Below are 25,491 nucleotides of genomic sequence, written 5' to 3' on the forward strand. Positions count from 1 at the left end.
TTGGAATAAACCCGTTGTCGAAAACGATTGTCATCTGCAGGAAGGGGTGCTCATGTCGGCAATCTGCCAGGTCACCGGACGCAAGCCCGGATTCGGCAAGTCCGTATCGCACTCGCACACCCGGACCAACCGGCGCTGGAACCCCAATATCCAGCGCAAGACCTACTACCTGCCCAGCGAGGACCGGCGCATCACGCTGAACGTCTCCGCCAAGGGCATCAAGACCATCGACCGCGACGGCATCGAAGCGGTCGTCGCCCGGCTGCGCGCCGGCGGCCAGAAGATCTGAGGAGCAGCGGATGGCATCGAAATCGACCGAACTCCGGCCGATCATCAAACTCGTATCCACCGCCGGAACCGGGTACACCTACGTCACCCGCAAGAACCGGCGCAATAACCCCGACCGCATGACCCTGCGCAAATACGATCCCGTCGTACGCAGGCACGTCGACTTCAAGGAAGGCCGCTGATATGGCCAAGAAGTCGAAAATTATGAAGAACGAAGAGCGCAAACGGATTGTCGCGCGCTATGCGGAACGGCGCGCGGAACTCAAGGAGCTCATCCGCAAACCCACCACGTCAGCGGAGCATCGGGCCGCCGCGCAGACCGCCCTCGCGCGGCTGCCCCGCGATGCCAGTCCGGTACGATTGCGCAATCGGGACGCCGCGGACGGACGCCCGCGTGGTCATCTTCGAAAGTTCGGCCTCTCGCGAATACGTGTCCGCGAGATGGCTCACCGCGGAGAATTACCCGGTGTACACAAATCGAGCTGGTAGGCACCCACAGATCTCGTGAGAAGGAACCGCTGACATGGCAGTGAAGCGAGCACCGTCGAAGAAGGTCCGCGCCGAGCAGGGCCGCAAGCCCAAGAAGAACCCACTCATCGCAGCCGGCGTCGAATACGTCGACTACAAGGACGTGAACCTGCTCCGCACCTTCATCTCCGACCGCGGCAAGATCCGCAGCCGCCGCGTAACCGGCCTGACCCCGCAACAGCAGCGCCAGGTCGCCATCGCCGTGAAGAACGCCCGCGAAATGGCCCTGCTGCCTTTCACGAGCCGCTGACGCAGCTCGCGCCGAGGGACGAAAACCTGTGTGCCCCCAATGCTTACGCATCGGGGGCACATTTGTCTCGGAATGGCTCGGAGAATGACGAGGCCCCCGAGTGCTTGCACTCGGGGGCCGCTGTCAGTTCTGGGTATCCCGGGATTTACGGGATGGTCAGGACCTGGCCGACGTTGATGGCGTCGGGGTTGGGGATGCCGTTGGCGTCGGCGATCTGCTGGTAGCGGTTGCCGTCGCCGTAGAAGCGCTCGGCGATCGCCCACAGGGTGTCACCGGACTCGACCGTGTAGGTCTGGGCGGCCGGCGGCGGCGGGGGCACCTCTTCGACGGCCGCGGCCTGGGTGGCGACCTCTTCGACCGGAGCGGCGATCGGGTTGTCGGTGTTGGTCTCGGTGGACCACACGGGGCCGCCGTCGCCGTAGATGACCACGTTGCGGTCCGGCTGAACCACGAGACGGTCCACGGACTTGCCGTTGGTCTCGGTGGACCAGGCGGCGCTGCCGTCACCCTTGTAGAGCACGAAATTGCCGTCCGCCTGCAGCGCCGCGCGCGTGACGTCCTGGCCATTGGTGGCGGAGGCCCATTCGACCTTGCCGCTCGGATCGGTCAACACGAGGTTGCCGTCATTCTGCAGAGTCAGAGAATATGCGCCGCCCTTGAGCGAGTCTCCGAGACCAAGTTCTTCGCCAACCTTCAATGCGTCGCCCACGGTGCGTCCTTTCCGGAGGGGGAGAGCTACAGATAATTCGATGGCGCGTAAGTGCATTCGCACATCTCCTACCGAGGTTACTGCTCCCGCCCCGGTCCGGGTGCGGATTACGCGCCGAGTCCCCGGATAATTTGGCTCACTGTCGCTAGGAGTTCGCTATGGCGTCATATCCGCCCCGACCGGTCGGACCGTTAGGGTGGTCCGCATGTACGGGACCCGAGGCCGCCGCCTCACCGCCACCGCTCTCGCCGCGCTGCTCAGCCTGGCCGTCGCCGCCTGCGGCGATACCGAAAAGACCGGCGACCGAACGCAAGTCAGCAGCACCACCACCGGTGCGGATCCCGCCCCCACCGAAGCGCCGCAGGGTCAACTAGGCCGTGCCTTCACCGCCGATCCCGGCATCGTGAACCCGCATCCGCTGTCCTTCGACAGCTGGACCCGCGTCGCCCCCGACCGGATCGCGGTCAACTTCACCACCGGCTCCCCCGAATGCTACGGCGTCGACGCCACCGTCACCGAGACGGATAAGACGGTGAGCATCGCGCTGCGCTCGGGCACCCGGCCCGACGCGGTGGGCCGCATGTGCACCATGATCGCCGTCTTCGGTAGCCTGGAACTCCCGCTGAAGTCCCCGATCGGTGATCGAAACGTGGTCAGCGCCAAGTAGTTACACACCGATACCGCCAAAAACGCGGAGCCGGGCGCGAATCGCTCTCACGATCCGCAACCGGCTCCGAAATTCCTTACGCCCGCAGGGCTTTCACTCTTACTCCCGTAGGGCTTTCACTCAGTGCGCGAAGTGACGCGAACCCGTGAGGTACAGCGTGACACCCGCCTCGCGGCACAGCTCGATGGTGTCCTTGTCGCGGATCGACCCACCCGGGTGCACGATGGCGCGCACGCCCGCCTCCACCAGGATCTGCGGACCGTCCGAGAACGGGAAGAACGCGTCGGACGCGGCCACCGCACCCTGCGCGCGCTCACCGGCGCGATCCACGGCCAGCTTGCAGGAGTCGACCCGGTTGACCTGACCCATGCCCACGCCGACGGCCGCACCGTCGTGCGCCAGCAGGATGGCGTTCGACTTCACCGAACGGCAAGCCCGCCAAGCGAATTCGAGATCGGCGAGGGTCGCGGCATCGGCCGCCTCACCGGCGGCGAGCGTCCAGTTGGCCGCGCTGTCGCCCTCGGCGTCGAGGATATCGCGGTCCTGCAGCAGCAGTCCGCCGCTGACCGGACGCAATTCCACACCCTTGCGCTGGGCGGGGGTGGCGACGAGCACGCGCACATTCTTCTTGCGCTGCAACACTTCCACCGCGCCGTTGGCGTAACCGGGGGCGACGATGACCTCGGTGAAGATCTCCGCGACCTGCTCGGCCATCTCCACGCTCACCTCGCGATTGGCCGCGATGACGCCGCCGTACGCGCTGACCGGATCGGTGGCGTGCGCCTTGCGATGCGCCTCGGCGATATCCGAAGCCACCGCCACACCACAGGGATTGGCATGTTTGATGACCGCGACCGCGGGCAGTTCGAAGTCGTACGCGGCCCGCCAGGCGGCATCGGCATCGGTGTAGTTGTTGTACGACATCTCCTTGCCGTGCAACTGCGTCGCCTGCGCCAGCCCCCGCGCACCGGCTTCGCTGGTGTACAGCGCTGCACCCTGATGCGGGTTCTCGCCGTAGCGCAGCACCGAATCACGAGTCCAGGTCGCGCCGACCCAGGCCGGGAAACGCAGCGACGGATCGGTTTCCACACCGTCGGCGGCCTCGGCGGCCGGAACCGCGACGCTGGTCATCCAGCTGGCCACGGCCACATCGTAGGTGGCGGTGTGCTGGAAAGCCTTGGCGGCCAGCGCGGTTCGCTCGGCGAAGGTGAAACCGCCACCCTGCACGGCCTTGAGCACGCTGTCGTACTCGCTGGTGTCCACGACCACCGCGACGGACGGGTGATTCTTGGCGGCGGCACGCACCATGGACGGCCCGCCGATATCGATCTGCTCGACCGATTCGTCGATGCTCGCGCCACTGGCCACGGTCTGGGTGAACGGGTACAGGTTCACCACGACCAGCTGGAACGCCTCGACACCGAGTTCGACGAGCTGATCGAGGTGCTCATCCTTGCGGGTGTCGGCCAGGATGCCCGCGTGCACGCGCGGGTGCAGGGTCTTGACGCGACCGTCCAGGGTCTCCGGAAAACCGGTCAGGTCTTCGACTTTGGTGACCGGGATGCCCGCGTCGGCGATCTTGCTCGCGGTCGAACCGGTCGACACCAGCTCCACGCCCGCGGCGTGCAGGCCGGTGGCCAGTTCGATCAGGCCGGTCTTGTCGTAGACGCTGACCAGGGCCCGCTGAATCGGCTTACGTTCACTCACCGGAGAACCTCATCTGGGATAACTGCCTTTCGTCCATCGGAGACAATGCCTCGGATCGCGACGGCGGCGACGGTCTCCGCCAGCAGCCGTCGCTCCACAACCTTGATGCGCTCGTGCAGGGTCGCCTCATCGTCATCCGGCAGCACCGCGACCGCCTCCTGCGCGAGAATCGGCCCGGTGTCCACACCCGAATCGACCAGGTGCACGGTCGAACCGGTGACCTTGACCCCGTAGGCCAGCGCGTCCCGCACCCCGTGCGCGCCCGGGAAAGCGGGCAGCAGCGCGGGATGGGTATTGATGATCCGGCCGGCGAAGCGCGCCATGAACTGCGGGCCGAGGATCTTCATGAATCCCGCGGACACCACCAGATCCGGCTGGAACGCGTCGACGATCTGGGTCAGCGCGAAATCCCAGGCGGCACGATCGGGAAAATCGGCGAGCTCCACCGCGAAGGCCGAGATGTCGAACTCCTCGGCGTGGTCGGTGGCGGCGCAATCGCGATCCACGCCGACGGCCACGACCCGGGCCGGATAGCCCGGCTCGCGAGTGGCTTCGAGCAGCGAACGCAGCAGTGAACCGGTGCCGGAGGCGAGCACGACGACGGTCGCGGGCGCGGTCGGCGGTAGCAGCTGGGCGGGCGTGGAACTCAGCGCACTACTCCCTGGGGTATCGGGCGGAAAGGGAAAGGCGGAATGCGCTCCGCCGCCTTAGAGCCTAACGACCGTCCACTCCCGGGTGGTCCGGCAGGTCTCCCTCTACCACTTCGGCGTCGACGATGTCGGAGTTCTCGTCCGATTCGCGCGGCGATTCCTCGTCGAGCGCGAAGGGTTCGTCGAGCAGTTCGCCGTCGACCTCGACCACGTGACCCGGATCGTCATCGTCGTAGTAGTCGTCCTCGTACTCGTCGTCCGCGTAGTAGTCGTCGGCGTAGCCGTAGTCCGCGTTCTCGTATCGGACGTCGTATTCCGTATCGTCGTAGTCGTATTCGACCGCCGGGGCGGGCGCGAACCGACGCGCCGCGAGCATGCCGATATACCCGGCAAGGGCGAACCAGACGAAGGCCAGGATCGCCGCGATCCACACATTGGGGCCGATCCAGCCGAAGGTGCCCAGCTCACCGCCCGCGATACCGCCGAGCAGCGTGAGCAGCAGCGCGGCCACACCCGCGGAGGTGAGGGTCGCCCAGGGCGCGGTGGGGCGATCACCGGTGGTGCGGCCGCAATCCAGGCCACCGAGCACGCCGACGGCGGCCGGAGCGATGAGCAAGACCAGCCACCAGGCCGCCACCGGACCCGACGGCACGGCCGCCATGAGCGGCACCGCCGGAACCGGCGCGCCCTCGATGCCGAACAGGCTCAGCGAACCCGCACCGATGTGCACCTCACCGCCGAGCAGCACGCTCACCGCGTCCACCAGCGCGTTCGGCAGATACGCCAGCGATACCAACGTCAAACCCAATGCGCCCGCGATATTTCCGGCCGTGTGATAGGTATCGCCGATCCGCGACCAGTGCAGCAGGAACGACAGCACCGTGAGCGCGGCGGCCACCAGCAGCAGCCGCCAGACCGCGCGCATTCCGGCCCGCACGCCCGGAACCAGCCACTGCGGCAGGGGAATCGGCAGCAGTTCGGCGAAATCACGCCAGTGCCGCGCACCCACACCGGCGACCGCGGCCAGCAGGTGCAGGGCGATCACCCAGGCGAACGCGACCAGCGTATGCGGCGGCTGCAATGCCACCACCGCGGACGCGTCATCGGCGACCGCCAGACAGACCGCGGTCACCAGCAGCGGCCCGCCCACCGCCGCGCCCGCGATCCAGGCCAGATCCACCGGCGTGCAATCCCCCTCGGCCGCACAGTGATCGGCCGCCTTCGCGCAATCGCGGGCCACCAGCCACAGAATCAGCCCGGTCGGCAGCAGCGGCCACAATCCGATCGTGGTGCGGCCGATGGTCAGCGGAACCTGATGCACCGCAAGCCAGCTCGCCGAAATCGCCCCCGAAGCCCCCGACAGCCCGCTCCCCGCGGCCAGCAGCGTCCCGAACACCAGCGCGAAAATTATCAGCAGTGTGATGCCGGACGCGCGCGCCGCCACCATGAACAACACCCGGGCCCGCTCCGGTGTGAGCGACCCGAATCCGCCCCCGCCCACCGAGACCGGACCCCGCGGCATTTTCCGCACATCCTCATCGGTCACCCGAGCCAGGGTAGTTCTCGGCGCACTCATGGAAAACCAGCCTGTCAGTTCGCTCCGGCCGGAAGGGACAGGCGCGCCGGACAATTCCCGGCGTTGTGCCAGGTAGAGCCCTCGTCAACCCCGGCGCGCTGCCGGCCGGGATGACGGGGGTGGACCTGAATAGCGAACGGCCCCCGGTGAATACCGGGGGCCGTTCCTTCGAGCTGGGTGTCGCTACTGTTTGTCGTCCTGGCCCGGACGGAACGCGCGGGTCGCGTCGGCGGCCGGATCGGCGGCCTGTTCGCCACCGAACGGCTGGGCCGGGCGCGGCGGCTGCGCGCCGAAGTGCTGGGTGGCGTTCTCATTACCGGCGGGCTGGCCGTAGGACGGCTGCTGCTGGCTGTATCCACCCGGCTGCGGCTGGCCGTACGACTGCTGACCGTAGCTCGGCTGCGGCTGCGATCCGGTGCCGTATCCCGCGGGCTGCTGACCGTAGGACGGCTGCTGTGGGTACTGACCACCGGTGCCGTACCCGGACGGCTGGCCCTGCTGCTGCGGCGGCTGCCCGAAGGACGGCGGCTGCTGCCCGAAACCACCCTGCTGACCGAAGCCCGGCTGCTGATAGCCGCCGCTGCTCTGACCGAACGGCTGCTGCTGCCCGAAGCCCTGCGGCGCGGCCGGTTTCGGAGCGGGCGGCTTGACGATGCCCACCTCGAACAGCACCGCGATCACCGCGACCGCGGCCTGCACCAGCGACAGGAACACCAGCACCCAGCCGCCCCACTTGGTGGCGAGGTCACCGGTGAACGAGTTGAACAGGATCGACAGGAAACCCGTCACCGCGGCGGCCGCCGCGACCCCGGTCCAATTCTGCTTGGGCAGCAACGAAAGTCCGGCGAGCAGACCCGAGAAGAGCAGAATCCCGACCAGCGACGGATTCGACTCGAAGAGGTTGTACGTGAGGCTGAGTTCCTTGCTGCCCTTGTACGGCGCGAAACCCAGCAGGAAGTTGATCACACCGAGCGCGGCGACGCCCACGGTGAGAAGGAACGGAAGGCCCTTGCCCGCCACGCCCGTCGTACTCGACCCTGCTGCGGGAGCACCCGCGGGCTGCGAGCCATAGCCAGGTGCGTTGGAAGGCGTCGGCGCGGGCCCGTTGTATCCCGAGCCCCCGGTCGGGTATGACATGTCGTCGTCTCCTATCGAGTCGTTCACGAACTCCCACCGACGCTACTGCACGAATCCCCCAGCGGCACCACCTACCACCGGCCGTGCCCATTCCGCAATAGGGCGAATTCACCACGCCGCCAGCCCAAATCAACCCCCCGAAACGACGAGGGCCGCCTCCCACGAGTGGGAGGCGGCCCTGCGTGTTCTCGCGTATCAGGCGGTGATGCTGGCCTTTTCGAGGATTTCGCGCGCCAGGGCGGCGGTCTCGGACGGGGTCTTGCCGACCTTCACGCCCGCGGCCTCGAGGGCCTCCTTCTTGCCCTGCGCGGTGCCCGCACCGTCGGAGACGATGGCGCCGGCGTGGCCCATGGTCTTGCCCTCGGGAGCGGTGAAGCCCGCGACGTAGCCGACGACCGGCTTGGTGACGTTGGCCTTGATGTAGGCCGCGGCCCGCTCCTCGGCGTCGCCGCCGATCTCGCCGATCATGACGATGAGCTTGGTCTCGGGATCCTTCTCGAACGCCTCGATGGCATCGATGTGGGTGGTGCCGATGACCGGGTCGCCGCCGATGCCGATGGCGGTCGAGAAACCGAAGTCGCGCAGCTCGAACATCATCTGGTAGGTCAGGGTGCCCGACTTGGAGACCAGGCCGATCGGGCCCTTGCCCGCGATGGTGGCCGGGGTGATGCCGACCAGCGACTCACCCGGGGTGATGATGCCGGGGCAGTTCGGGCCGATGATCCGGGTCTTGTTGCCCTTCTCCACGTTGTAGGCCCACGCGTACGCGGTGTCCTGCACCGGGATGCCCTCGGTGATGACCACGAGCAGCGGGATCTCCGCGTCGATGGCCTCGATGATGGCGTCCTTGGAGAAAGCCGGCGGCACGAACGCGATCGAGGTGTCGGCCCCGGTCTTCTCGATGGCCTCGGCGACCGAAGCGAACACCGGCAGCTCGACGGTGTTGCCGTCCTTGTCGGTGTGGGTCACGGTGGTGCCCGCCTTGCGAGCGTTCACACCGCCGACCACATTGGTGCCCGCCTTCAGCATCAGCGCGGTGTGCTTGGTGCCCTCGCCGCCGGTGATGCCCTGGACGATGACCTTGTTGTCCTTGTTCAGGAAGATAGACATATTGGTTCGTGTCCTTACTTGGCCGCAGCCAGCTCGGCGGCCTTGTCGGCGCCTTCGTCCATGGTCTGGGCGAGAGTCACCAGCGGGTGGTTGAAGTCGGCGAGGATCTTGCGACCCTCCTCGACCTTGTTGCCGTCGAGGCGCACGACCAGCGGCTTGTTGGCCTCGGCGCCCAGGGTCTCCAGCGCGCCGACAATGCCGTTCGCGACCGCGTCACAGGCGGTGATGCCGCCGAAGACGTTCACGAACACACTCTTGACCTGGGCATCACCCAGGATGACATCCAGGCCCGCGGCCATGACGGCAGCCGAGGCGCCGCCACCGATGTCGAGGAAGTTGGCCGGCTTCACGCCGTTGTGGTTCTCACCGGCGTACGCGACCACGTCCAGGGTCGACATGACCAGACCGGCGCCGTTGCCGATGATGCCGACCTCACCGTCGAGCTTGACGTAGTTGAGGTCGTTCTCCTTGGCCTTGAGCTCCAGCGGATCGGTCGCGTCGATATCCGCGAACTCCGCGTGGTCGGGGTGGCGGAACTCGGCGTTCGCGTCCAGGGTGACCTTGCCGTCGAGGGCCAGGATTTCGTCATTGGGGGTGCGAACCAGCGGGTTGACCTCGACCAGGGTGGCGTCCTCCTTGACGAACACCTCCCACAGCTTCTGGATGGTCACGGCCGCGGCGTCGAGCACCTCGGCGGGCAGGTGGCCCTGCTCGGCGATGGAACGGGCGAAGGCCAGGTCGACACCCTTGACCGCGTCGACCGGAACCTTGGCCAGACGCTCGGGGGACTTGACCGCGACTTCCTCGATCTCCATACCGCCCTCGACCGAGCACATGGCCAGGTAGGTGCGGTTGGAGCGGTCCAGCAGGAAGGAGATGTAGTACTCCTCGGCGATGTCCTTCGCCTCGGCGACCAGGATCTTCTTGGTGATGTGGCCCTTGATGTCCAGGCCCAGGATGTTCTGGGCGTGGGTGAAGGCGTCGTCCGGGGTGGCGGCGTACTTCACGCCACCGGCCTTGCCGCGGCCACCGACCTTGACCTGCGACTTGATCATTACCGGCTTGCCGATTTCTTCGGCGATCGCCCGCGCGTCCTCGGCCGTGTCGGTGACGCGACCCTCCGACGAAGGCACTCCGTGCTTCACGAAGAGTTCCTTCGCCTGATATTCGAAGAGATCCATGTACTCACCGTCTCGTCTGCGTTGTTGTGACAACGTCTGGGTTGGCGGCCCGTTGTCGGCCCCGTAGCGACTGCGTGCAGATCGCTCGAAAGCCAGCGGGTCGGGTCGGACTCTAATCAGTCACATGGAGCCGAAATCAGCCGCATACAGCCTAAGTGGCGCAGGTCACGGTACTGTCTCTACGCTTGCAAAACGCATGGTCAATGCTACTCGCGAGTAGCTTGTTGACGGCGCGCCAGGTGGGACACACGAATCCCGGAGAGTGACACGGGGTACTACGTGTCGTCGTTGACAATGCTCACTCGGTTACCCAAAGCACAGTGAGGAAATGTTGGCACGCAACGTGATGAATGTCACACGTGCGCGTCGAACCACTCCCATCGCTTGCTGACCCGCAATCGTTTCGTTACCGTCGATGCGGTCGATGTCACAACCCGGTCACGACAGGAGGACGGCAGGCTTGACGCAGCACAGCGCTCCGCAGGTAGAGCTCCGCTCCGCAGGCACTCCGTCAGCACCGCGGCAGTCTCCGGACCAGCTCCGATGAGCGAAGGTCCGTTCCCAGCTCGCAGTCGCGCCAAACACGGCCATCGCTATCGCGATGAGGCCGGAAACGGTGGCGGCGCAACTCACTTCGATGCCCACGCGCCGCGTTCGCAGGTGTCGCACGGTGATTGGTCCGGTTCGCAGAACTGGGACGCACCGGCACCCGCCGCGCCCAACTGGGTGGCCGCCCCCACACAGCAGTGGGAGGCTCCGGCCGAGAACTGGCAGAGCGCCCCGGCCGACAGCTGGCCGGCATCCGCCACCGAATGGCAGCCCGAACCCCGCTGGGAAGCGCAGCCGCAGTGGGAGAACACCGCGAACTGGAATGACCAGGGCGCGTGGAACTCTCCCGCGACGCAGGTCGCACCCGCCGCCGACGGCTGGGCCGCACCGAGCCCCGACGAATGGGCCGGGCAGTCGCGCGCCGATTGGGACGCGCCCGCCGATCCCGAACCCTCGGGCGAGTACCGCCCGGTCTACAGCTTCCGCACCGCCTCCGGCGCGAGTCTCCAGTTCTCCGGTGACGGCGCCCGCGTGGATCAGCACGCGGACGACGCGGATTCGGCCGCGGACCGTCCCACCCGTGCCGGCGGACGCCGCCGCGCCGGTGGCACGCACCGCATTCCGACCCCGCCGAACTCGCTCAAGGGCCGCGCCGCCGTGGTGGCCGTGGCCGCGGGTGCGGTGGTCGCCGCCGGGCAGACCGGTATGGAAACCAGTACGCACACCGACAGTGTCGAGTATCAGGCCGCCGCCCAGGTGCGCGAGGTGTCCGCCAACGAGACCATCGGCGACACCTCCGGTTCCCCGCAGGTATTGAATTCCGGTGCCCCCGTTGATCTGACCCAGTTCAACGACATCCTGCAGAAGGGCCAGAAGTACGCGTCGGATCTGGCCGCCGCCGAGGCCGCCAAACTGCGCCCGCTCTTCACCAAGTTCGCCGCCGGAAACTTCACCTCGGGTTTCGGCATCCGCTGGGGTGTCCAGCATCTCGGCGTGGACGTGGCAGCCCCCATCGGCACCCCCATTTACGCCGTAGCCGACGCAACGGTCCTGGAGGCAGGTCCCGCTTCGGGTTTCGGTATGTGGGTCCGTCTGCTGCACGATGACGGCACGGTCACCATCTACGGCCACATCGACACCGCGACCGTCTCCGCGGGGCAGCGCGTCCTCGCGGGCGATCAGATCGCCACCGTCGGCAACCGCGGCTTCTCCACCGGCCCGCACTGCCACTTCGAAGTCTGGCTCAACGGCGTCGACAAGATCGACCCCCTCCCCTGGCTCGCCTCCCGAGGGATCTCGCTCGGCATCCAGCGCGACTGAGCGATAAGCGAATACCTTCGTAGTGCCCACCCGATCGACAATCGGGTGGGCACTACGCTTTTCAGGTCAGAGTTTGACGAGGGTGCGGCTGTAGGACGGGATGAGGCGGATCTTGCCCGCGGTGCCGAAGTCGATGGTGACGGTGGCGAGGGTGCCGAAGCCCTCGGCGGCGACCACGCGGCCGAGGCCGTATTTGTCGTCGCTGACGCGGTCGCCCACGGCGAGGACCAGGCCGGTGTTGTTGCGTTTACCCGCGCCGCTGCCGGAGGAGGCGGATGGGGAGGGGCGGCGCTCGCCACCACCGCGCAGGCCGGGGCGGGTTTCGGACCAGCCGTCGCCGCGGGTCCAATCGCGTTCGAAGCCATCGTCTTCGCCGCGGCGGCGCATGCTCCGGCCGGTTTGCGAGATGGTGGGTTCGAGGCGTCGCCAGTCCATCAGGTGGCCCGGAATTTCCTGCAGGAAGCGGGATTCGGGATTGGAGACAGGCTGGCCCCAGCCGGAGCGGACCACCGCGCGGGTGAGATAGAGGCGCTGGCGGGCGCGGGTGATGCCGACGTAGGCGAGGCGGCGTTCCTCGGCCAGTTCGGTGGGATCGCCGAGGGCGCGCATATGCGGGAACTGCCCGTCCTCCCAGCCGGTGACGAAGACGACCGGGAATTCCAGGCCCTTGGCGGTGTGCAGGGTCATCATGGTGACCACGCCGGTGCCCTCATCGGGAATCTGATCGCTGTCCGCCACCAGCGACACGCGTTCCAGGAACGCGGCGAGCGATCCGGGTTCGGGTTCGCCCTCGGCCTGTTCGGGCAGCAGGCCCTCGGCGCGGGCGGCCTCGACATTGTTGCGCGCCTCGGAACTGAATTCGCGGGCGACGCTGACCAATTCGTTGAGGTTGTCCAGCCGCGCACCGTCCTGCGGATCGTCCGACGCCTCGAGTTCGCGGCGGTAGCCGGTGCGATCGAGCACCGCCTCGACCACATTGCCGACATCCGGGAAGTCCTGATCCTCCTGTACGCCCGCCGCGCGGATCTCGCCGAGCAGTTCCACGAATCCGGCGATGGCGCGTACGGCACGGGTGTTCAGCAGCGCCACCTTGCCGTCGGCGGCATCCCGGAGCGCCTGTGCGAAGCCGATATTGCGCTGTTCGGCGTGCACGGCCACGCACGCCTCGGCGCGATCGCCGATACCGCGGCGCGGGGTGTTGAGAATTCGGCGCAGGCTCACCGCGTCATCCGGATTCTCCAGCACGCGCAGGTACGCGACGATATCGCGGACCTCCTTGCGCTCGTAGAAGCGCACGCCGCCGACGACCTTGTACGGCAATCCCATTCGAATGAAGATCTCTTCGAGGGCGCGCGAATTGTTGTTGGTGCGGTAGAAGACCGCGACGTCGTTGTAGTTGGCCTCGCCCTGATCGACGAGTTTGTCGATCTCCTTCGCCACGAAGGAGGCCTCGTCGTGTTCGTTGTCCGCGACGTAGCCGACGATCAGTTCACCGTCGCCGGAGTCGGTCCACAGCTTCTTCTCGCGCCGGTTCTCATTGCGCGCGATGACGGCGTTGGCGGCGGCGAGGATGTGCTGGGTGGAGCGGTAATTCTGTTCCAGCAGAATGGTTTCCGCGTCCGGAAAGTCGCGCTCGAACTCCTCGATATTGCGGATGGTCGCGCCGCGGAAGGCGTAGATGGACTGATCCGCGTCGCCCACGACGCAGAGTTCGCTGGGCGGTACCCGATCATCGGAGGCCGGTTCCAGGGTGTCGTCGTCGCCCCAGGAACTCCGGTGATGCCCGACCAATTCGCGCACCAGCGTGTACTGCGCGTGGTTGGTGTCCTGGTATTCGTCGACCAGCACGTGCCGGAAGCGCCGCCGGTAGTACTCGGCCACCTGCGGATGCCGCTGCAGCATGGCGACCGTCTCGCCGATGAGGTCGTCGAAGTCCATGGCGTTGGCCGCGCGCAGCCGCCGCTGGTACTCGTCGTAGACCTTGGCGACCAGGCGCGGCAGTTCGGCCTCTTCGGTCTCGGCGTCGGCGGCGGCCTGGGCCGGATCGATGAGTTCGTTCTTGAGGTTGGAGATGGCGGTGGCGAGCAGGCGCGGCGTGTACTTCTTGGCGTCGATGTCGAAATCGCGGCTCACCATGGCGAGCAGGCGGCGCGAGTCGTCGGCGTCGTAGATGGAGAAGTTGGAGTTGAGCCCGGCCACCAGATTGGCCTGGGTGCGAAGAATGCGAACACAGCTGGAGTGGAAGGTGGAGACCCACATGCCCGCCGCACGCGGCCCGACCAGTCCGGCCACCCGCTCGCGCATTTCGGCGGCGGCCTTATTGGTGAAGGTGATGGCCAGGATCTCGCCGGGGCGGACCCCGCGCGCGTCCAATAGATAGGCGATGCGCCGGGTGAGCACGGCGGTCTTTCCCGACCCCGCGCCCGCCACGATCAGCAGCGGAGTCCCGGTGTGCACCACCGCCGCGCGCTGTTGCGGATTCAACCCCTCGAGCAGTGTCTGCCCGGCCTTGTGCTCATCCTGTGCCACCGTCGTCTTCATCGCCCATCCACGCTACCGGCGGCCACCGACAGGTGTGCAGTCCGGCGGCAGAAGGTGTCCGATAAGTGCCGGTCTCGCGAACCGGGAGTGAACGCCGCGGCACGAAAAACTCAGCAGATTCACAAACGAAGACGTTTTGGTTTGCCTACCCCGCATGGCACACTTGGCCCCATGACCGGCGCTTTGGCTACTGAATACACCTGAGCGCTCCGTACGGGGGACAATGTAGGGCGCAAGAGGTCTGATTCTTGGTGAAGAACCGATCGGTAACGGGTCGGGACCGCCTGCCGATCGACGTTCTGGGACCACGAGGAGTTGAAAGTATGAGCATCTCGACGACGGGGCAATCCGAGCCTGCTACCGGAGCGGACTCCGCCATGCCCGCCGAGGCGGCGCCGCTGCCCTCGGAGGCGGAGATCGACAAGCTGCGCAAGGAAATCGACAAGCTCGACGCCGAGATTCTGGCGGCCATCAAGCGCCGGACCGAAGTATCGCGCATTATCGGCCGCACCCGAATGGCCAATGGCGGCACCAAGCTCGTGCACTCGCGCGAGATGAAGGTGCTGGAGCGTTTCAGCGAGCTGGGCCAGGAGGGTCACACCCTCGCCATGCTGTTGCTGCGCTTGGGCCGTGGCCGCCTCGGCCACTGATAAAGGACTAATCGGGCACGAGCAGTACCGCAGATCGATTCATCGGCACCGAGTGTTCGCCGGTCATCCACCTCTTTGAGGAAAGTTGATAACGCGGGAGACCGTTCCCGCCGATACAACGTGCGGTGTGCCGAGAGGCCACCGCAGAGACCACGCGACACTCGTGCGAGCGAGTAGCGCTTTCCAGAGGCCGCCCCGGGTGTCTTACCCCGGGGCGGTTCTTCATTTCCGCAGGAGCCGAGCCCGGATCAGGGCAGGGCGATGTACTTGGTGTTGAGGTACTCCTCGATGCCCTCGAAACCGCCCTCGCGGCCGAAGCCGGATTCCTTGACGCCACCGAAGGGCGCGGCGGGATCGGAGATGACGCCGCGATTGACGCCGACCATGCCGGTTTCCAAACCCTCGGCAATACGTAGCGCGCGGTCCAGATTCTGCGTGTAAACGTATGCGACCAGGCCGAATTCGGTGTTGTTGGCGGCGGCCAGGCCCTCCTCCTCGGTCTCGAAACCGACAATCGGGGCAACCGGCCCGAAGACCTCCTCGCGCAGGATGCGGGACTGCGGGGGCAGCTCGGTGAGCACGGTGGCCGGGTAGAACCAGCCCGGGCCGCCGGGCGCTTTACCACCCAATTCGACTCGGGCACCGGCGGATACGGCGTCCTCCACCAGTTCGGTGACGGTGTCCAGCTGATCCTCGTTGATGAGCGGGCCGAGCGTGGACTCGGGATCGGTGCCCGGGCCGAGCTTGTATTCGGCCATGGCGGACACCAGTTTCCGGGTGAACTCCTCCCGGACCGAGTTCTGGACGTGGAAGCGATTGGCGGCCGTGCACGCTTCGCCGCCATTGCGAAGTTTCGCGAGCACCGCGCCCTGTACCGCCGCATCGATATCGGCATCGTCGAACACCACGAAGGGCGCGTTGCCGCCGAGTTCCATGGAGGTGCGCAGCAGACCGTGCGCGGACGCCTCGACGAGCTTCTTACCGACCGGGGTGGATCCGGTGAAGGTGAGCTTGCGCAGGCGCGGATCGTTCAGCAGCGGGGCCGTGACGGCACCGGAATGGCTGGTGGTGATCACCGACAGCACGCCGTCCGGCAGTCCGGCGTCGCGGCAGAGCTGGGCCAGCAGCAACATGGTGAGCGGTGTCTCGCTCGCGGGCTTGACGATCATGGTGCAACCGGCGGCCAGCGCGGGGCCGATCTTGCGGGTGCCCATGGCCAGCGGGAAATTCCACGGGGTGATGGCCAGGCACGGCCCGACCGGCTGTTTGTGCACGAGAATGCGGCCGACACCGGCGGGCGCGGACTGATACCGGCCGTGCACCCGGACGGCTTCCTCGCTGAACCACCGGAAGAACTCCGCCCCGTAGCGGACCTCATTACGGCTCTCGGGCAGCGCCTTGCCCATTTCCAGGGTCATGAGGAGGGCGAATTCCTCGGACCGCGCGGTGATCGCCTCGAACACCGCGCGCAGGATCTCCCCGCGCTGCCGGGCCGGGGTGGCGGCCCATTCGGCCTGCACCGCGACGGCCGCGTCGAGCGCGCGCACCGCGTCTTCCGGAGTGGCATCGGCGATTTCGACCAGGGTCTCCCCCGTCGCCGGATTGCGCACCGGGAAGGTGCCACCCCCGGTGGCATCGACGGGCCCGCCGATCCACAGCTTCGTAGGTATGGATTCGAGTAGTTCGCGTTCTGAAACCATGCAATCCACCCTAGGCTCGTACATCGCGTTCGCGGCTCGGTCCTGCGACTTCGCACCCCGGCACGCCGGGAACCCGATGCGGTTGACCGGTGTTACCTGCGCGTAGCGAAGGGTGGTTGTAACCTCGGCGAGCGTGAGCAGCGACATCACCGCATCGGCGGCCTGGCGGAAACTGCACGACCATCATGCGTCCCTGGCCGGACGTCACCTGCGCGAGTTCTTCGCGGAGGATCCGGGCCGCGGGCGTGAGTTGACCGTGGGTGTCGCGGACCTGCACATCGACTACTCCAAGCATCGCGTGACCCGCGAAACCTTGGATCTGCTGGTCGAATTGGCGGAAACCGCGGGGGTCGCGGCGCATCGTGACGCGATGTTCGCGGGTGAGCACATCAATACCTCGGAGGATCGCGCGGTAGAGCATGTGGCGCTGCGGGTTCCGGCCGGGCAGGTCGTCATGGTCGACGGGGTCGACGCGGGCGAGCAGGTGCACGAAGTGCTGCGCCGCATGGGCGATTTCACCGATGCGGTGCGTTCGGGCGAGTGGCGCGGCGCGACCGGGGAACGCATCACCACGGTGGTGAACATCGGTATCGGCGGTTCGGATCTGGGTCCGGCCATGGTGTACCTGGCGCTGCGGCATTACGCCGATGCGGGCATTTCGGCGCGGTTCGTCTCGAATGTCGATCCGGCGGACCTGATTTCGAAGCTGGACGGCCTCGATCCGGCGACGACGCTGTTCATCGTGGCGTCCAAGACCTTCTCCACGCTGGAGACGCTCACCAATGCCACCGCCGCCCGGCGCTGGCTGGTGGCCGCGCTCGGCGAGGACGCGGTGGCCAAGCATTTCGTCGCGGTCTCCACGCATGCGCAGCGGGTCGCCGATTTCGGTATCGACACCGCGAATATGTTCGGCTTCTGGGATTGGGTGGGCGGCCGCTATTCGGTGGATTCGGCCATCGGCCTGTCGGTGATGACGGTCATCGGCAAGGAGCGGTTCGCCGAATTCCTCGATGGTATGCACCGGGTCGACGAGCATTTCCGCACCGCGCCGCTGAGCGAGAACGCGCCGGTGCTGCTGGGCCTGCTCGGTGTCTGGTACTCGAACTTCTTCGGCGCGCAATCGCGTGCGGTGCTGCCGTATTCGAATGATCTGGCGCGCTTCCCGGCGTACCTGCAGCAGTTGACCATGGAGTCGAACGGTAAATCGGTGCGCTCGGACGGCACGCCGGTGACCACCTCGACCGGTGAGATCTTCTGGGGCGAACCGGGAACCAATGGCCAGCACGCGTTCTATCAACTGCTGCACCAGGGTACGCGGCTGGTACCGGCGGATTTCATCGGATTCGCCCGTCCCACCGACGATCTGCCGACCCTCGACGGCACCGGCAGCATGCACGACATCCTGATGAGCAATCTGTTCGCGCAGACCAAGGTGCTGGCGTTCGGCAAGACCGCCGAGGAGATCACCGCCGAGGGCACCGATCCGAATCTGGTGCCGCACAAGGTGATGCCGGGCAACCGCCCGTCCACGGCGATTCTCGCGCCGAAGCTGACGCCGTCGGTGCTGGGTCAGCTCATCGCGCTGTACGAGCACCAGGTGTTCGTGGAGGGCGCGATCTGGGGTATCGACAGCTTCGATCAGTGGGGCGTCGAACTCGGCAAGCAGCAGGCCCTGGCGTTGGAGCCGCTGCTGACTTCCGCCGAAGATCCCGCACCGCAGTCTGATTCATCCACCGACGCGTTGATCCGCTGGTATCGGGAGCGCCGCGCCTAGCCGATGGGCAGGCGGGCGAGTTCCACGCGGTTGCTGACGCCGAGCTTGGGGAAGGCTCGGTAGAGGTGGTGCCCAACGGTTTTGGGGCTGAGGAACAGTTGGGCGGCGATCTCCTTGTTGGTGGCGCCGCCCGCGGCGAGCCGGACCACCTGGAGTTCCTGCGGGGTGAGCCGCGCGGCCATATCGTTCTCCGGTTCGGGCACCGAACCCTCTCCGGCGGCGCGCAATTCGATGCGCGCGTGCTCGGCCCACGGCGCCGCGCCGAGCCGGTCGAAGGTTTCCAGGGCCTGCCGCAGGTGGATGCGGGCCTCGTTCATGCGTCGCTCACGGCGCAGCCATTCGCCGTAGACCAGGGCGGTGCGCGCGTGGTCGTAGCGCCGGTCGGCGGCCAGATGCAATTCCAATGCCTGTGCGAGTAGTGCGCCGTCGCCGCGCAGCATGCCCTGGCAGCTGAGCATGATCCCGGATGCCCACGGGGTGTCCAATGCCGCTGCCCAGGCTTCGATTTCGGCCATGGCGGCCGAGCCGCGTTCGGGTCTGCGCAGTCGCACGGCGGCCTCGATCAGATCCCGCAGCAGGTCGGTCCAGTGGCCGCGGGCCTGCGCGGGTGCGCGATGCAGGGCATCCAGTCGACCGAGCGCCTGTTCGTACCGGCCCTGGCCCAGATCCAGTAGGGCGAGCGCCCATTCGCAGTGCGTGACGTCGACGGCATTGTGGTCGCCGGGCGCGTTGCGCAGATTGCGGTCGGCGAGTTCGCGGCAGCGGTCGGCGTCGCCCTGGATGGCGGCGATCATGGCCAGCACCGATTCGGCGCCCGCGACCCGGGAGGGCTGGCCGATATCGGCGGCGATGCGGGCGGTGGCGGTGGCCATGAGTTCGGCCTCGCGCAGTCGCCCGAGAATGAGTTCGGAGGTGGCCAGGGTGGTGCCGATGGCCGGGAACCAGCCGATCATGCCGCGCGCGCGGGCGAGGTCGGCGAGTTCGGTCAATTGTTCGCGCGCGACCTGCATATCGCCGATGAGGGCGGCCTGCAATGCGAAAGCCAGTCGCAGCGAGGTCATTTCGAGCGGCACGCTGCGACTGAAGGCGACATTGGCGCGGATCAGGGAAATGCCCTCCGCCAGTTCGCCTTCGAGGATGGCGAGCCCGCCGCGCAGTGCGGCCTGCAGCGGTGCGCTCACTTCCTCCGGCAGCGCGGTGAGTCGTTTGTGTCCGGCGTACACGCCGTCGATATCGCCTGCGGTCCAGGCGATTCGACCAGCTTCGACCAATAGCCAGGCGGCCCGTTCGGGTTCGATCTCGGCGACTTCGACGGCGGCGGCGATCATCAACTGATGTGCCCGGTGCAGTGAGCCGTGCTCGAATTCCAGTAGCGCCCTGGTACTTCCGACGCGAGCGCGTTCGACGGCGTCGAGCGGCAGTTGTTCGGCGTCGTCGGCGAGTTGCCTGGCGCGTTCGGTATGCCCGGCGTCGGCGGCGGTTTCCACGGCCAGCACCAGTCGCCGGGCCCGGGTGGCCGGGTCCGGGGTGAGGTTGGCGGCGCGTTCGAGGGCGACGGCGGCCGAGGCGTGCCCGGTGCGTTCGCGGGCGCGTTCGGCGGCGGATTCCAGTGCGGCGGCGACGTTTTCATCGGGTCCGGTGCTGGCGGCGGCCAGATGCCAGGCGCTGCGGCTCGGATCGTCGGCGAGCGCCTCGGCGATGGCGGCGTGCACCGCGAGCCGCTGGGTGAACGACGCGCCGTGGTAGGCGGCCGAGCGTTTGAGCGGATGCCGGAAGCTCACCGTGTGTTCGGTGACGGCGACCATGCCGGACTGTTCGGCCTCGTCCAGCGCGGCGGGCGGGTGGCCCAGCAGCTCCAGTGCGCGCAGTACGACGCCGAGGTCACCGGTTTCCTCGGCGGCCACGACGAGCAGTGCGGTGCGCGCGCCGATGGTCCATTCGGCGATCTGGCGTTCGTAGCCGCTGCGCAGTCGCAGCGGCAGCGGCAGTGGCGCGGCGGGTGAGGCGTCGCGGTTCATGCGCGGGAATTCGAGCAGGGCGAGCGGGTTTCCGGCGGCCTCGGCCAGTACGCGGTCGCGCTGGTCGGGGCTGAGTCCGGGACTGCATTCGGCGAGCATGGCGGCCGCGGAGGCGGCGTCGAGCGGTCCGAGTCGCAGTGCGGGCAGACCGCTGAGCTCGAATTCCTTGCGCCCGGCGAAGAGCATGACGATGCCTTCGGCACCGAGTCGCCGGGCGGCGAAGCGCAGCACGTCGGCGGACGGCCGATCCAGCCAGTGTGCGTCGTCGATGAGGCAGAGCACGGGTCCGTCGGCGGAGAGTTCGGCGAGCAGGGTCAGGGTGGCGACGCCGATGAGGAAGCGGTCGGCGCCGTCGGAGGGGCCGAGTCCGAGTGCGCCGCCGAGTGCCTTGCGCTGCGGTTCGGGCAGCGTATCGAGGCGATCGAGGGCGGTGCCGAGCAGTAGGTGCAGTCCGGCGAAGGGTAGTTCGGATTCGCTCTCGATGCCGGAGCAGCGCAGGATTCGCCACTCGGCGGCCTGCGCGGCGGCGTACTGCAGCAGGGCGGATTTGCCTTCGCCCGCCTCGGCGGACAGGGCAAGCGCGCCGCTGCGGCCCTTTCGCGCGGCGGCGAGCAGCGTTCCGATCTGCTGCACTTCGGGGAAGCGACCGTACAGCACATGCGACAACCTATGCATCGTGTGACGATTCGGCAAACCCGATACGTCCGGAAATCGGACGGTTGCGCTGCGGTTCGCGGCGACCGCGACCCGGCCGAATACCCGCCTGACCCGCTGCGCGCGGTGCGGTGCGCACTGGATGACGACCGGCACAACGGCTTTCATCCCCGGGCCGCGCGTCGGACCCGACTCGCCGGGGCAACCCGCTCCGAGTCACCGGCGTCGCACATCACACGGGTGCCGTGGCCCCCCGTCCACGGCCGATATGAGAGACCGGACACTCTCCCGCCGCACGGCCATCACCTCGCGAGGTCCTGAGCTGTACGTGCACCGGACGGCCCCGCGACCGCCGCGCGATACCCGCTCGCGCCGAATCGTGAACGGCGTTAACGAGTTACCGCGCCGACCGCGATAACCGAGGGGCCCCGTGGTCGCGAATACGGCCACATCGGGCCGCGATGAGAGTGCTTCGAGAGTTCGGTGATCGACCGGCGCGGTAGGCAGCCGCGGCGGCCGGCCGGAGCCTCGCGGCGAATGGTGTCGGGCCGAGCGGATAGGTTTTCTGGGTGCTGTACGGCCGGATGGGGGAAGAACAGCGGATCGGAGCGGTGCTTTCGGAGGCCGGGCGGGGGCGGAGCGGGGTGCTGGCGTTGATCGCCGGTCCCGGGGAAGGTAAGTCGGCGCTGCTGGCGCGGGCGCGGGAGCTGGTGGACCCGCAGTGGCGGATTCTGCGCTGCACCGGGATGGAGACCGAGGCGGAATTGGCGTTCTCGGGCTTGCGGCAGTTGCTGGAGCCCGCGCTGCATCTGCGGGATCTGCTGCCGGAGCCGCAGCGGCTGGCGCTGGGCGGTGCGCTGGGTCTGGAGGACGCGGCGCATCCGGAGCGGTTCCTGGTCGGCCTGGCGACGCTGTCGCTGCTGGCGGAGTTGTCGGCGCTGGGACCGGTGCTGGTGCTGGTCGATGACGCGCAGTGGGTGGATCAGCCGTCCATCGACGCCCTGATGTTCACCGCGCGGCGGCTCGGAAACGAGGGTGTGGCCATACTTTTCGCGGGTCGCCCGGATTTCTCCGCGCCCGCGCTGCCGCTGTTGACGCTCTCGCCACTGGACACCGAGGCGGCCCGGGCGCTGCTGGCGGATCGAATGCCGCAGTTGCCCATGGAGATTCGGGATCGGGTGGTGGAGGAGTCGGCGGGTAATCCGCTGGCGCTGCTGGAATTGCCCGGTATGAACCTGGATTCGGTGCCGGTGGGTCCGCCTGCGCTGTCGGAGCGGCTGCTGTCCGGCTATCAGGGTCATATCGCGCATCTGTCGGCGCGGGCACGGCTGGCGCTGCTGGTGGCGGCCGCCGATGCCGGGGGTGAACTCGGCGTGGTGCTGCGGGTGCTTTCCGCCCTGGGTATCGGCCCGGAGCCGCTAGCCGAGGCGGAGCACAGCACCATGCTGACGGTGACCGGGCAGTCCGTGGCCTTCCGGCATCCGCTGTTGCGGGCCGCGGCCTATCGCTCGGCGACCGAATCCGATCGGGTCACCGTGCACGCGGCCTTGGCCGTCGCGCTGGCGGCGGATCCGGATCGGCATGCCTGGCATCTGGCCGCCGCGACCACCGGACCGGTGGAAACCGTTGCGGCGCTGTTGGAAGCCGCTGCCGAGCGCGCCTGTGTGCGGACCGGGCACGGTGCGGCGGCGACCGCCTGGGAGCGGGCGGCGCGGCTCACCCCCGATCCGGCCGATCGCGCCCGCAGACTGGTGCGGGCGGTGGAGACCGCCGCGGATGCCGGGCAGTTCGCCCGGGCGCGGCGGCTGGCCGGGCAGGCCCGGGAGCTGACCGGGGATCCGGTGCATCGCGCCCGGCTGTCCTCGGTGCTCGCGCATATCGAATTCGAGCACGGCTCCCCCGCCACCGCCCTGCGCCTCCTGCAGGAGGGTGCGGCGGAAACCGCTGTGGCCGAACCATTGCGGGCCGCGGCCATGCTGTTGGACGCGGGCCGGGTGGCGTGGACGAACGGCGATATCGCGGGTATGCGGGTGTCGCGGGGCATGCTCGCGGGTTTGCCGCCGAGCCCGGACCGGGACAAGTTCCTGGGCGCCTATGACGGCACGCTGGCCCTGCTGGAACCCGATCCGTCGGCGGGTATCGCCCTGTTGCGCGGCAATAGCCTGCTGCCGGAGCAGATTCGGCATCATGAACCTGCGGTGCGTTTCGTGCTGGCCACCCAGGCGATCGTGATCGGCGACGTCGAGGTCGCCCGCGGGATTCTGGTGGAGTTGAGCGAATTCTGTCGTGCGCAGGGCAGATTGGGCTGGCTGGCCCCGGTCGAATTGATGCTGGGGCAGGTGGAATTCCTGGCGGGCCGGTTCCGCGATTCGGAATTGCTCTCCGCGGAGGGCAGGCGGATCGCCGAGAACACCGATCAGCCCATTCGAATGGTGCACGCCGATATGAACCTGGCGATGCTCGCGGCGGTGTCCGGTGCCGAGCAGCGCTGCCGGGAGCTGGCCGATTCGGCGTTCGCGCGCACCGATCTGGCGTCCACGCATCGTGCCCACTTCGATTGGGCGCTGGCGCTTTCGGATATGGGCGCGGGCCGCTGGGCCGAGGCGCTGGACCGGCTGGACGCACTGGTCGAGCTGCCGACCAGTCAGCCCGCGCAATGGCTGGTGGTGCGGGCCGATCGCATCGAATGCGCGGTTCGCCTCAATCAGCCGGAGCGAGTGACGGATTCGCTCGATGAGCTGCGGCTGTGGGCGAAGGCGCTGGAGGCGCCGTGGGCGGAGGCGCTGCTGCGACGCAGTATCGGGCTGCTGCACAATGACGCCGAATCCTTCGCGCGCGCAATGGATCTGCACGATATCGGCACCCGATGGTTCGATCGCGCGCGCTCGGGCCTGCTCTACGGTGAATGGCTGCGGCGGGAACGGCGCAATGACGCCGCACGCACCGAACTCCGCGAGGCGCTCGATATCTTCGAGCGGCTGGGGACGCAGCCGTGGGCGCAGCGGGCCCGGCAGGAATTGCGGGCCGCGGGCGCGAGCGCGATTCCGGAGGGTTCGCGCGGTCCGGTCGCCGATCTGACCCCGCAGGAGTTGCAGGTGGCGCGGTTGGCGGCCACCGGCGCGACCAATAAGGAGATCGGCGCGGGACTGTTCCTGTCGCCCAAGACCGTCGGTCACCATCTGTCCAGGACGTTCCGCAAGCTCGGCGTCACCAGCCGGGTGGAATTGGCCCGGTTGCGCCTGGACTGAATACCGCATTACCGGTCGCCGGCGGGCCTGCGGGTGGCCCGGCCGCCCTTGCTCGCCCCCGTGGGCCGGAGCAGGCCGAAAAGCCCCGTGGTGTGCGCGAACACTCGGGGCGGCCGGGCGCTGACGAGCTCCTTGTAGCGCACCCCCGACTCACCGGTGAGTACCCGGCGGCGGGGTGCGCCGTCGGCGCGCACGAATCCGACGACGCCGTCGCCGCGGCCGAGGCTGACCGCTCGATACCGGTAGCCGAAGCGAAACAGCTTGGGCTCCTTGCCGTTCAGTTGCCGGGCGATCGAATCCGCCACGTGCGCACCGGAAGGCACCGCACTCTGCGCGGTCGCGTGCACCTGCCCCCAGTTCTGCCGGATGGCGGCGGCATCGCCCGCGGCGTAGATATCGGGATGGGTACGCGCTCGCAGACTGGGATCGGTGACGATGAGTCCCGCCGCGTCCGTGCCGATTCCGGACTCCGCGGCGAGCGCGTGCGCGCGCACCCCGGTGGTCCAGAGCGTGAGGTCCGAGGACAGCAGGTCGGTCGCTTCCCCCGCGCTCAGTTCGACGGCGTCGGGCAGCACCTTGATCACCATGCCGCGTCGCACCCGTACGCCGAGCCGGTCGAACCGGTCGTACACGTACGCGCGAGCCGCGGGGCTCAGCGTGGCGGCGGGCTCGCCGTTGCTGATCAGTGAAACCCGCAGTCCGGGATGGGCTTCCGCGATCTCGGCGGCGGTCTCGACGCCGGTGAGCCCGCCGCCGCAGACGGTGACCGCGGCACCGGCGGGCAGGTCGGTGAGCCGCCGCGCCACCGTCGCGGCCTGCCGCACCGTATCGAGCGGGTAGGCGTGCTGATCGGCGCCGGGCACCGCGTTCACCTCGGTGATGCCGCCGAGCGCGTAGACCAGGGTGTCGTAGTCGAGCACGCGCACCCGGCCGAGGGTTTCCACGCGCACCTGCCGGATCTCGGTGTCGATGACCGTCGCGGTGCCGCAGATGAATTCGATGCCGGTGCCGTCGACGAGGTGTTCGATCCGCAGGTCGTGCAGGGTATGCCCGGCGGCGAGCTGATGCAGGCGCAGGCGTTCGGTGAAGCGTGGAGACGGGTTGACCAGCGTGATGTGCACATCGCCGCGATGCCGCATCCGGCGGGAGAGCCGCAGCGCGCTCATCATGCCCGCGTATCCGGCGCCCAGCACCACGATGTGGTGGTTGATGCTCATGGTCTCGCCCCTCTCGG

At 67.9% G+C, this 25,491-nt stretch carries 20 protein-coding genes; 9 read left to right on the forward strand and 11 right to left on the reverse strand.

Annotated features, from left to right (window positions below):
- Positions 1-52 precede the first annotated feature (52 nt).
- Genes rpmB through rpsR form a run of 4 tightly spaced genes read left to right on the forward strand, consistent with a single transcriptional unit; the run spans position 53 to position 1,066 of the window.
- Positions 53-289 carry a 50S ribosomal protein L28 gene (gene rpmB / locus AB0L82_RS27645; RefSeq protein WP_364642400.1) on the forward strand — a complete coding sequence of 79 codons (237 nt, stop codon included), beginning with the start codon at positions 53-55 and terminating at the stop codon, positions 287-289.
- A 10-nt stretch (positions 290-299) separates the two neighbouring features.
- The gene (gene rpmG, locus AB0L82_RS27650) at positions 300-470 is read left to right on the forward strand and encodes a 50S ribosomal protein L33 (protein ID WP_364642403.1); all 171 of its coding nucleotides are present in this window, start codon (positions 300-302) and stop codon (positions 468-470) included.
- Between the two features lies 1 nt (position 471).
- Positions 472-777 (forward strand): 30S ribosomal protein S14, encoded by a 306-nt coding sequence (gene rpsN / locus AB0L82_RS27655; RefSeq protein WP_364642406.1) that lies wholly within the window; start codon positions 472-474, stop codon positions 775-777.
- A gap of 34 nt (positions 778-811) precedes the next feature.
- On the forward strand, positions 812-1,066 hold the full coding sequence (gene rpsR / locus AB0L82_RS27660) for a 30S ribosomal protein S18 (protein ID WP_354985278.1): 255 nt from the start codon (positions 812-814) through the stop codon (positions 1,064-1,066).
- A gap of 145 nt (positions 1,067-1,211) precedes the next feature.
- Here rpsR and AB0L82_RS27665 read toward each other — a convergent pair whose 3' ends face one another.
- Complete coding sequence (locus AB0L82_RS27665) at positions 1,212-1,775, reverse strand: LysM peptidoglycan-binding domain-containing protein (RefSeq protein ID WP_364642410.1); 564 nt, start codon at positions 1,773-1,775, stop codon at positions 1,212-1,214.
- Positions 1,776-1,980: 205 nt separating this feature from the next.
- On the opposite strand from AB0L82_RS27665, the gene AB0L82_RS27670 reads away from it, so the two are divergent.
- Positions 1,981-2,442, forward strand: a complete 462-nt coding sequence (locus tag AB0L82_RS27670; RefSeq protein ID WP_364642413.1) for a hypothetical protein — start codon at positions 1,981-1,983, stop codon at positions 2,440-2,442.
- A gap of 120 nt (positions 2,443-2,562) precedes the next feature.
- On the opposite strand, the gene purH is transcribed toward AB0L82_RS27670, so the two are convergent.
- The 6 genes from purH to sucC all read right to left on the reverse strand — a co-directional run bounded on the left by purH (position 2,563) and on the right by sucC (position 9,803).
- Positions 2,563-4,149 carry a bifunctional phosphoribosylaminoimidazolecarboxamide formyltransferase/IMP cyclohydrolase gene (gene purH / locus AB0L82_RS27675; protein ID WP_364642416.1) on the reverse strand — a complete coding sequence of 529 codons (1,587 nt, stop codon included), beginning with the start codon at positions 4,147-4,149 and terminating at the stop codon, positions 2,563-2,565.
- Positions 4,146-4,799 carry a phosphoribosylglycinamide formyltransferase gene (gene purN / locus AB0L82_RS27680; RefSeq protein ID WP_364642977.1) on the reverse strand — a complete coding sequence of 218 codons (654 nt, stop codon included), beginning with the start codon at positions 4,797-4,799 and terminating at the stop codon, positions 4,146-4,148. The genes purH and purN overlap by 4 nt, the downstream gene beginning before the upstream one ends.
- A gap of 64 nt (positions 4,800-4,863) precedes the next feature.
- Positions 4,864-6,345, reverse strand: coding sequence for a DUF6350 family protein (locus AB0L82_RS27685; protein ID WP_364642419.1), 1,482 nt, complete (start codon positions 6,343-6,345; stop codon positions 4,864-4,866).
- 213 nt (positions 6,346-6,558) lie between these two features.
- On the reverse strand, positions 6,559-7,512 hold the full coding sequence (locus tag AB0L82_RS27690) for a DUF5336 domain-containing protein (protein WP_364642422.1): 954 nt from the start codon (positions 7,510-7,512) through the stop codon (positions 6,559-6,561).
- 195 nt (positions 7,513-7,707) lie between these two features.
- Positions 7,708-8,622 carry a succinate--CoA ligase subunit alpha gene (sucD, locus tag AB0L82_RS27695; RefSeq protein WP_364642425.1) on the reverse strand — a complete coding sequence of 305 codons (915 nt, stop codon included), beginning with the start codon at positions 8,620-8,622 and terminating at the stop codon, positions 7,708-7,710.
- A 14-nt stretch (positions 8,623-8,636) separates the two neighbouring features.
- Positions 8,637-9,803, reverse strand: coding sequence for an ADP-forming succinate--CoA ligase subunit beta (gene sucC, locus AB0L82_RS27700; protein ID WP_364642428.1), 1,167 nt, complete (start codon positions 9,801-9,803; stop codon positions 8,637-8,639).
- Positions 9,804-10,346: 543 nt separating this feature from the next.
- Here sucC and AB0L82_RS27705 point away from each other — a divergent pair.
- Positions 10,347-11,672 (forward strand): peptidoglycan DD-metalloendopeptidase family protein, encoded by a 1,326-nt coding sequence (locus tag AB0L82_RS27705; protein WP_364642431.1) that lies wholly within the window; start codon positions 10,347-10,349, stop codon positions 11,670-11,672.
- 66 nt (positions 11,673-11,738) lie between these two features.
- On the opposite strand, the gene pcrA is transcribed toward AB0L82_RS27705, so the two are convergent.
- Positions 11,739-14,213, reverse strand: coding sequence for a DNA helicase PcrA (gene pcrA / locus AB0L82_RS27710; RefSeq protein WP_364642434.1), 2,475 nt, complete (start codon positions 14,211-14,213; stop codon positions 11,739-11,741).
- Positions 14,214-14,536: 323 nt separating this feature from the next.
- Here pcrA and AB0L82_RS27715 point away from each other — a divergent pair, with 323 nt between their 5' ends.
- The gene (locus AB0L82_RS27715) at positions 14,537-14,863 is read left to right on the forward strand and encodes a chorismate mutase (protein WP_364642437.1); all 327 of its coding nucleotides are present in this window, start codon (positions 14,537-14,539) and stop codon (positions 14,861-14,863) included.
- 248 nt (positions 14,864-15,111) lie between these two features.
- Here the strand turns inward: AB0L82_RS27715 and AB0L82_RS27720 are convergent, their stop codons facing one another.
- Entirely contained in the window at positions 15,112-16,563 is a 1,452-nt protein-coding gene (locus AB0L82_RS27720; RefSeq protein WP_364642440.1) for an NAD-dependent succinate-semialdehyde dehydrogenase, read from the reverse strand.
- Between the two features lie 133 nt (positions 16,564-16,696).
- On the opposite strand from AB0L82_RS27720, the gene pgi reads away from it, so the two are divergent.
- Complete coding sequence (gene pgi, locus AB0L82_RS27725) at positions 16,697-18,337, forward strand: glucose-6-phosphate isomerase (protein WP_364642443.1); 1,641 nt, start codon at positions 16,697-16,699, stop codon at positions 18,335-18,337.
- Here pgi and AB0L82_RS27730 read toward each other — a convergent pair.
- On the reverse strand, positions 18,334-21,030 hold the full coding sequence (locus AB0L82_RS27730) for a LuxR C-terminal-related transcriptional regulator (protein ID WP_364642446.1): 2,697 nt from the start codon (positions 21,028-21,030) through the stop codon (positions 18,334-18,336). The genes pgi and AB0L82_RS27730 overlap by 4 nt on opposite strands.
- Positions 21,031-21,578: 548 nt before the next feature.
- Here AB0L82_RS27730 and AB0L82_RS27735 point away from each other — a divergent pair.
- Entirely contained in the window at positions 21,579-24,257 is a 2,679-nt protein-coding gene (locus AB0L82_RS27735) for a LuxR C-terminal-related transcriptional regulator (RefSeq protein ID WP_364642449.1), read from the forward strand.
- Between the two features lie 8 nt (positions 24,258-24,265).
- On the opposite strand, the gene AB0L82_RS27740 is transcribed toward AB0L82_RS27735, so the two are convergent.
- Positions 24,266-25,474 (reverse strand): FAD-dependent oxidoreductase, encoded by a 1,209-nt coding sequence (locus tag AB0L82_RS27740; RefSeq protein ID WP_364642452.1) that lies wholly within the window; start codon positions 25,472-25,474, stop codon positions 24,266-24,268.
- Positions 25,475-25,491: the final 17 nt, after the last annotated feature.

Origin of the sequence: Nocardia sp. NPDC052001, assembly GCF_040680615.1 — a bacterium.
Lineage (GTDB): Bacteria > Actinomycetota > Actinomycetes > Mycobacteriales > Mycobacteriaceae > Nocardia.

Bases quoted from the DNA above. Each gene is read 5' to 3' on its own strand.
- rpmB (WP_364642400.1), top strand. From the start codon at position 53: ATGTCGGCAATCTGCCAGGTCACCGGACGCAAGCCCGGATTCGGCAAG.
- rpmG (WP_364642403.1), top strand. From the start codon at position 300: ATGGCATCGAAATCGACCGAACTCCGGCCGATCATCAAACTCGTATCC.
- rpsN (WP_364642406.1), top strand. From the start codon at position 472: ATGGCCAAGAAGTCGAAAATTATGAAGAACGAAGAGCGCAAACGGATT.
- rpsR (WP_354985278.1), top strand. From the start codon at position 812: ATGGCAGTGAAGCGAGCACCGTCGAAGAAGGTCCGCGCCGAGCAGGGC.
- AB0L82_RS27670 (WP_364642413.1), top strand. From the start codon at position 1,981: ATGTACGGGACCCGAGGCCGCCGCCTCACCGCCACCGCTCTCGCCGCG.
- AB0L82_RS27690 (WP_364642422.1), bottom strand. From the start codon at position 7,512: ATGTCATACCCGACCGGGGGCTCGGGATACAACGGGCCCGCGCCGACG.
- sucD (WP_364642425.1), bottom strand. From the start codon at position 8,622: ATGTCTATCTTCCTGAACAAGGACAACAAGGTCATCGTCCAGGGCATC.
- sucC (WP_364642428.1), bottom strand. From the start codon at position 9,803: ATGGATCTCTTCGAATATCAGGCGAAGGAACTCTTCGTGAAGCACGGA.
- AB0L82_RS27705 (WP_364642431.1), top strand. From the start codon at position 10,347: ATGAGCGAAGGTCCGTTCCCAGCTCGCAGTCGCGCCAAACACGGCCAT.
- pcrA (WP_364642434.1), bottom strand. From the start codon at position 14,213: ATGAAGACGACGGTGGCACAGGATGAGCACAAGGCCGGGCAGACACTG.
- AB0L82_RS27715 (WP_364642437.1), top strand. From the start codon at position 14,537: ATGAGCATCTCGACGACGGGGCAATCCGAGCCTGCTACCGGAGCGGAC.
- AB0L82_RS27720 (WP_364642440.1), bottom strand. From the start codon at position 16,563: ATGGTTTCAGAACGCGAACTACTCGAATCCATACCTACGAAGCTGTGG.
- AB0L82_RS27730 (WP_364642446.1), bottom strand. From the start codon at position 21,030: ATGCATAGGTTGTCGCATGTGCTGTACGGTCGCTTCCCCGAAGTGCAG.
- AB0L82_RS27740 (WP_364642452.1), bottom strand. From the start codon at position 25,474: ATGAGCATCAACCACCACATCGTGGTGCTGGGCGCCGGATACGCGGGC.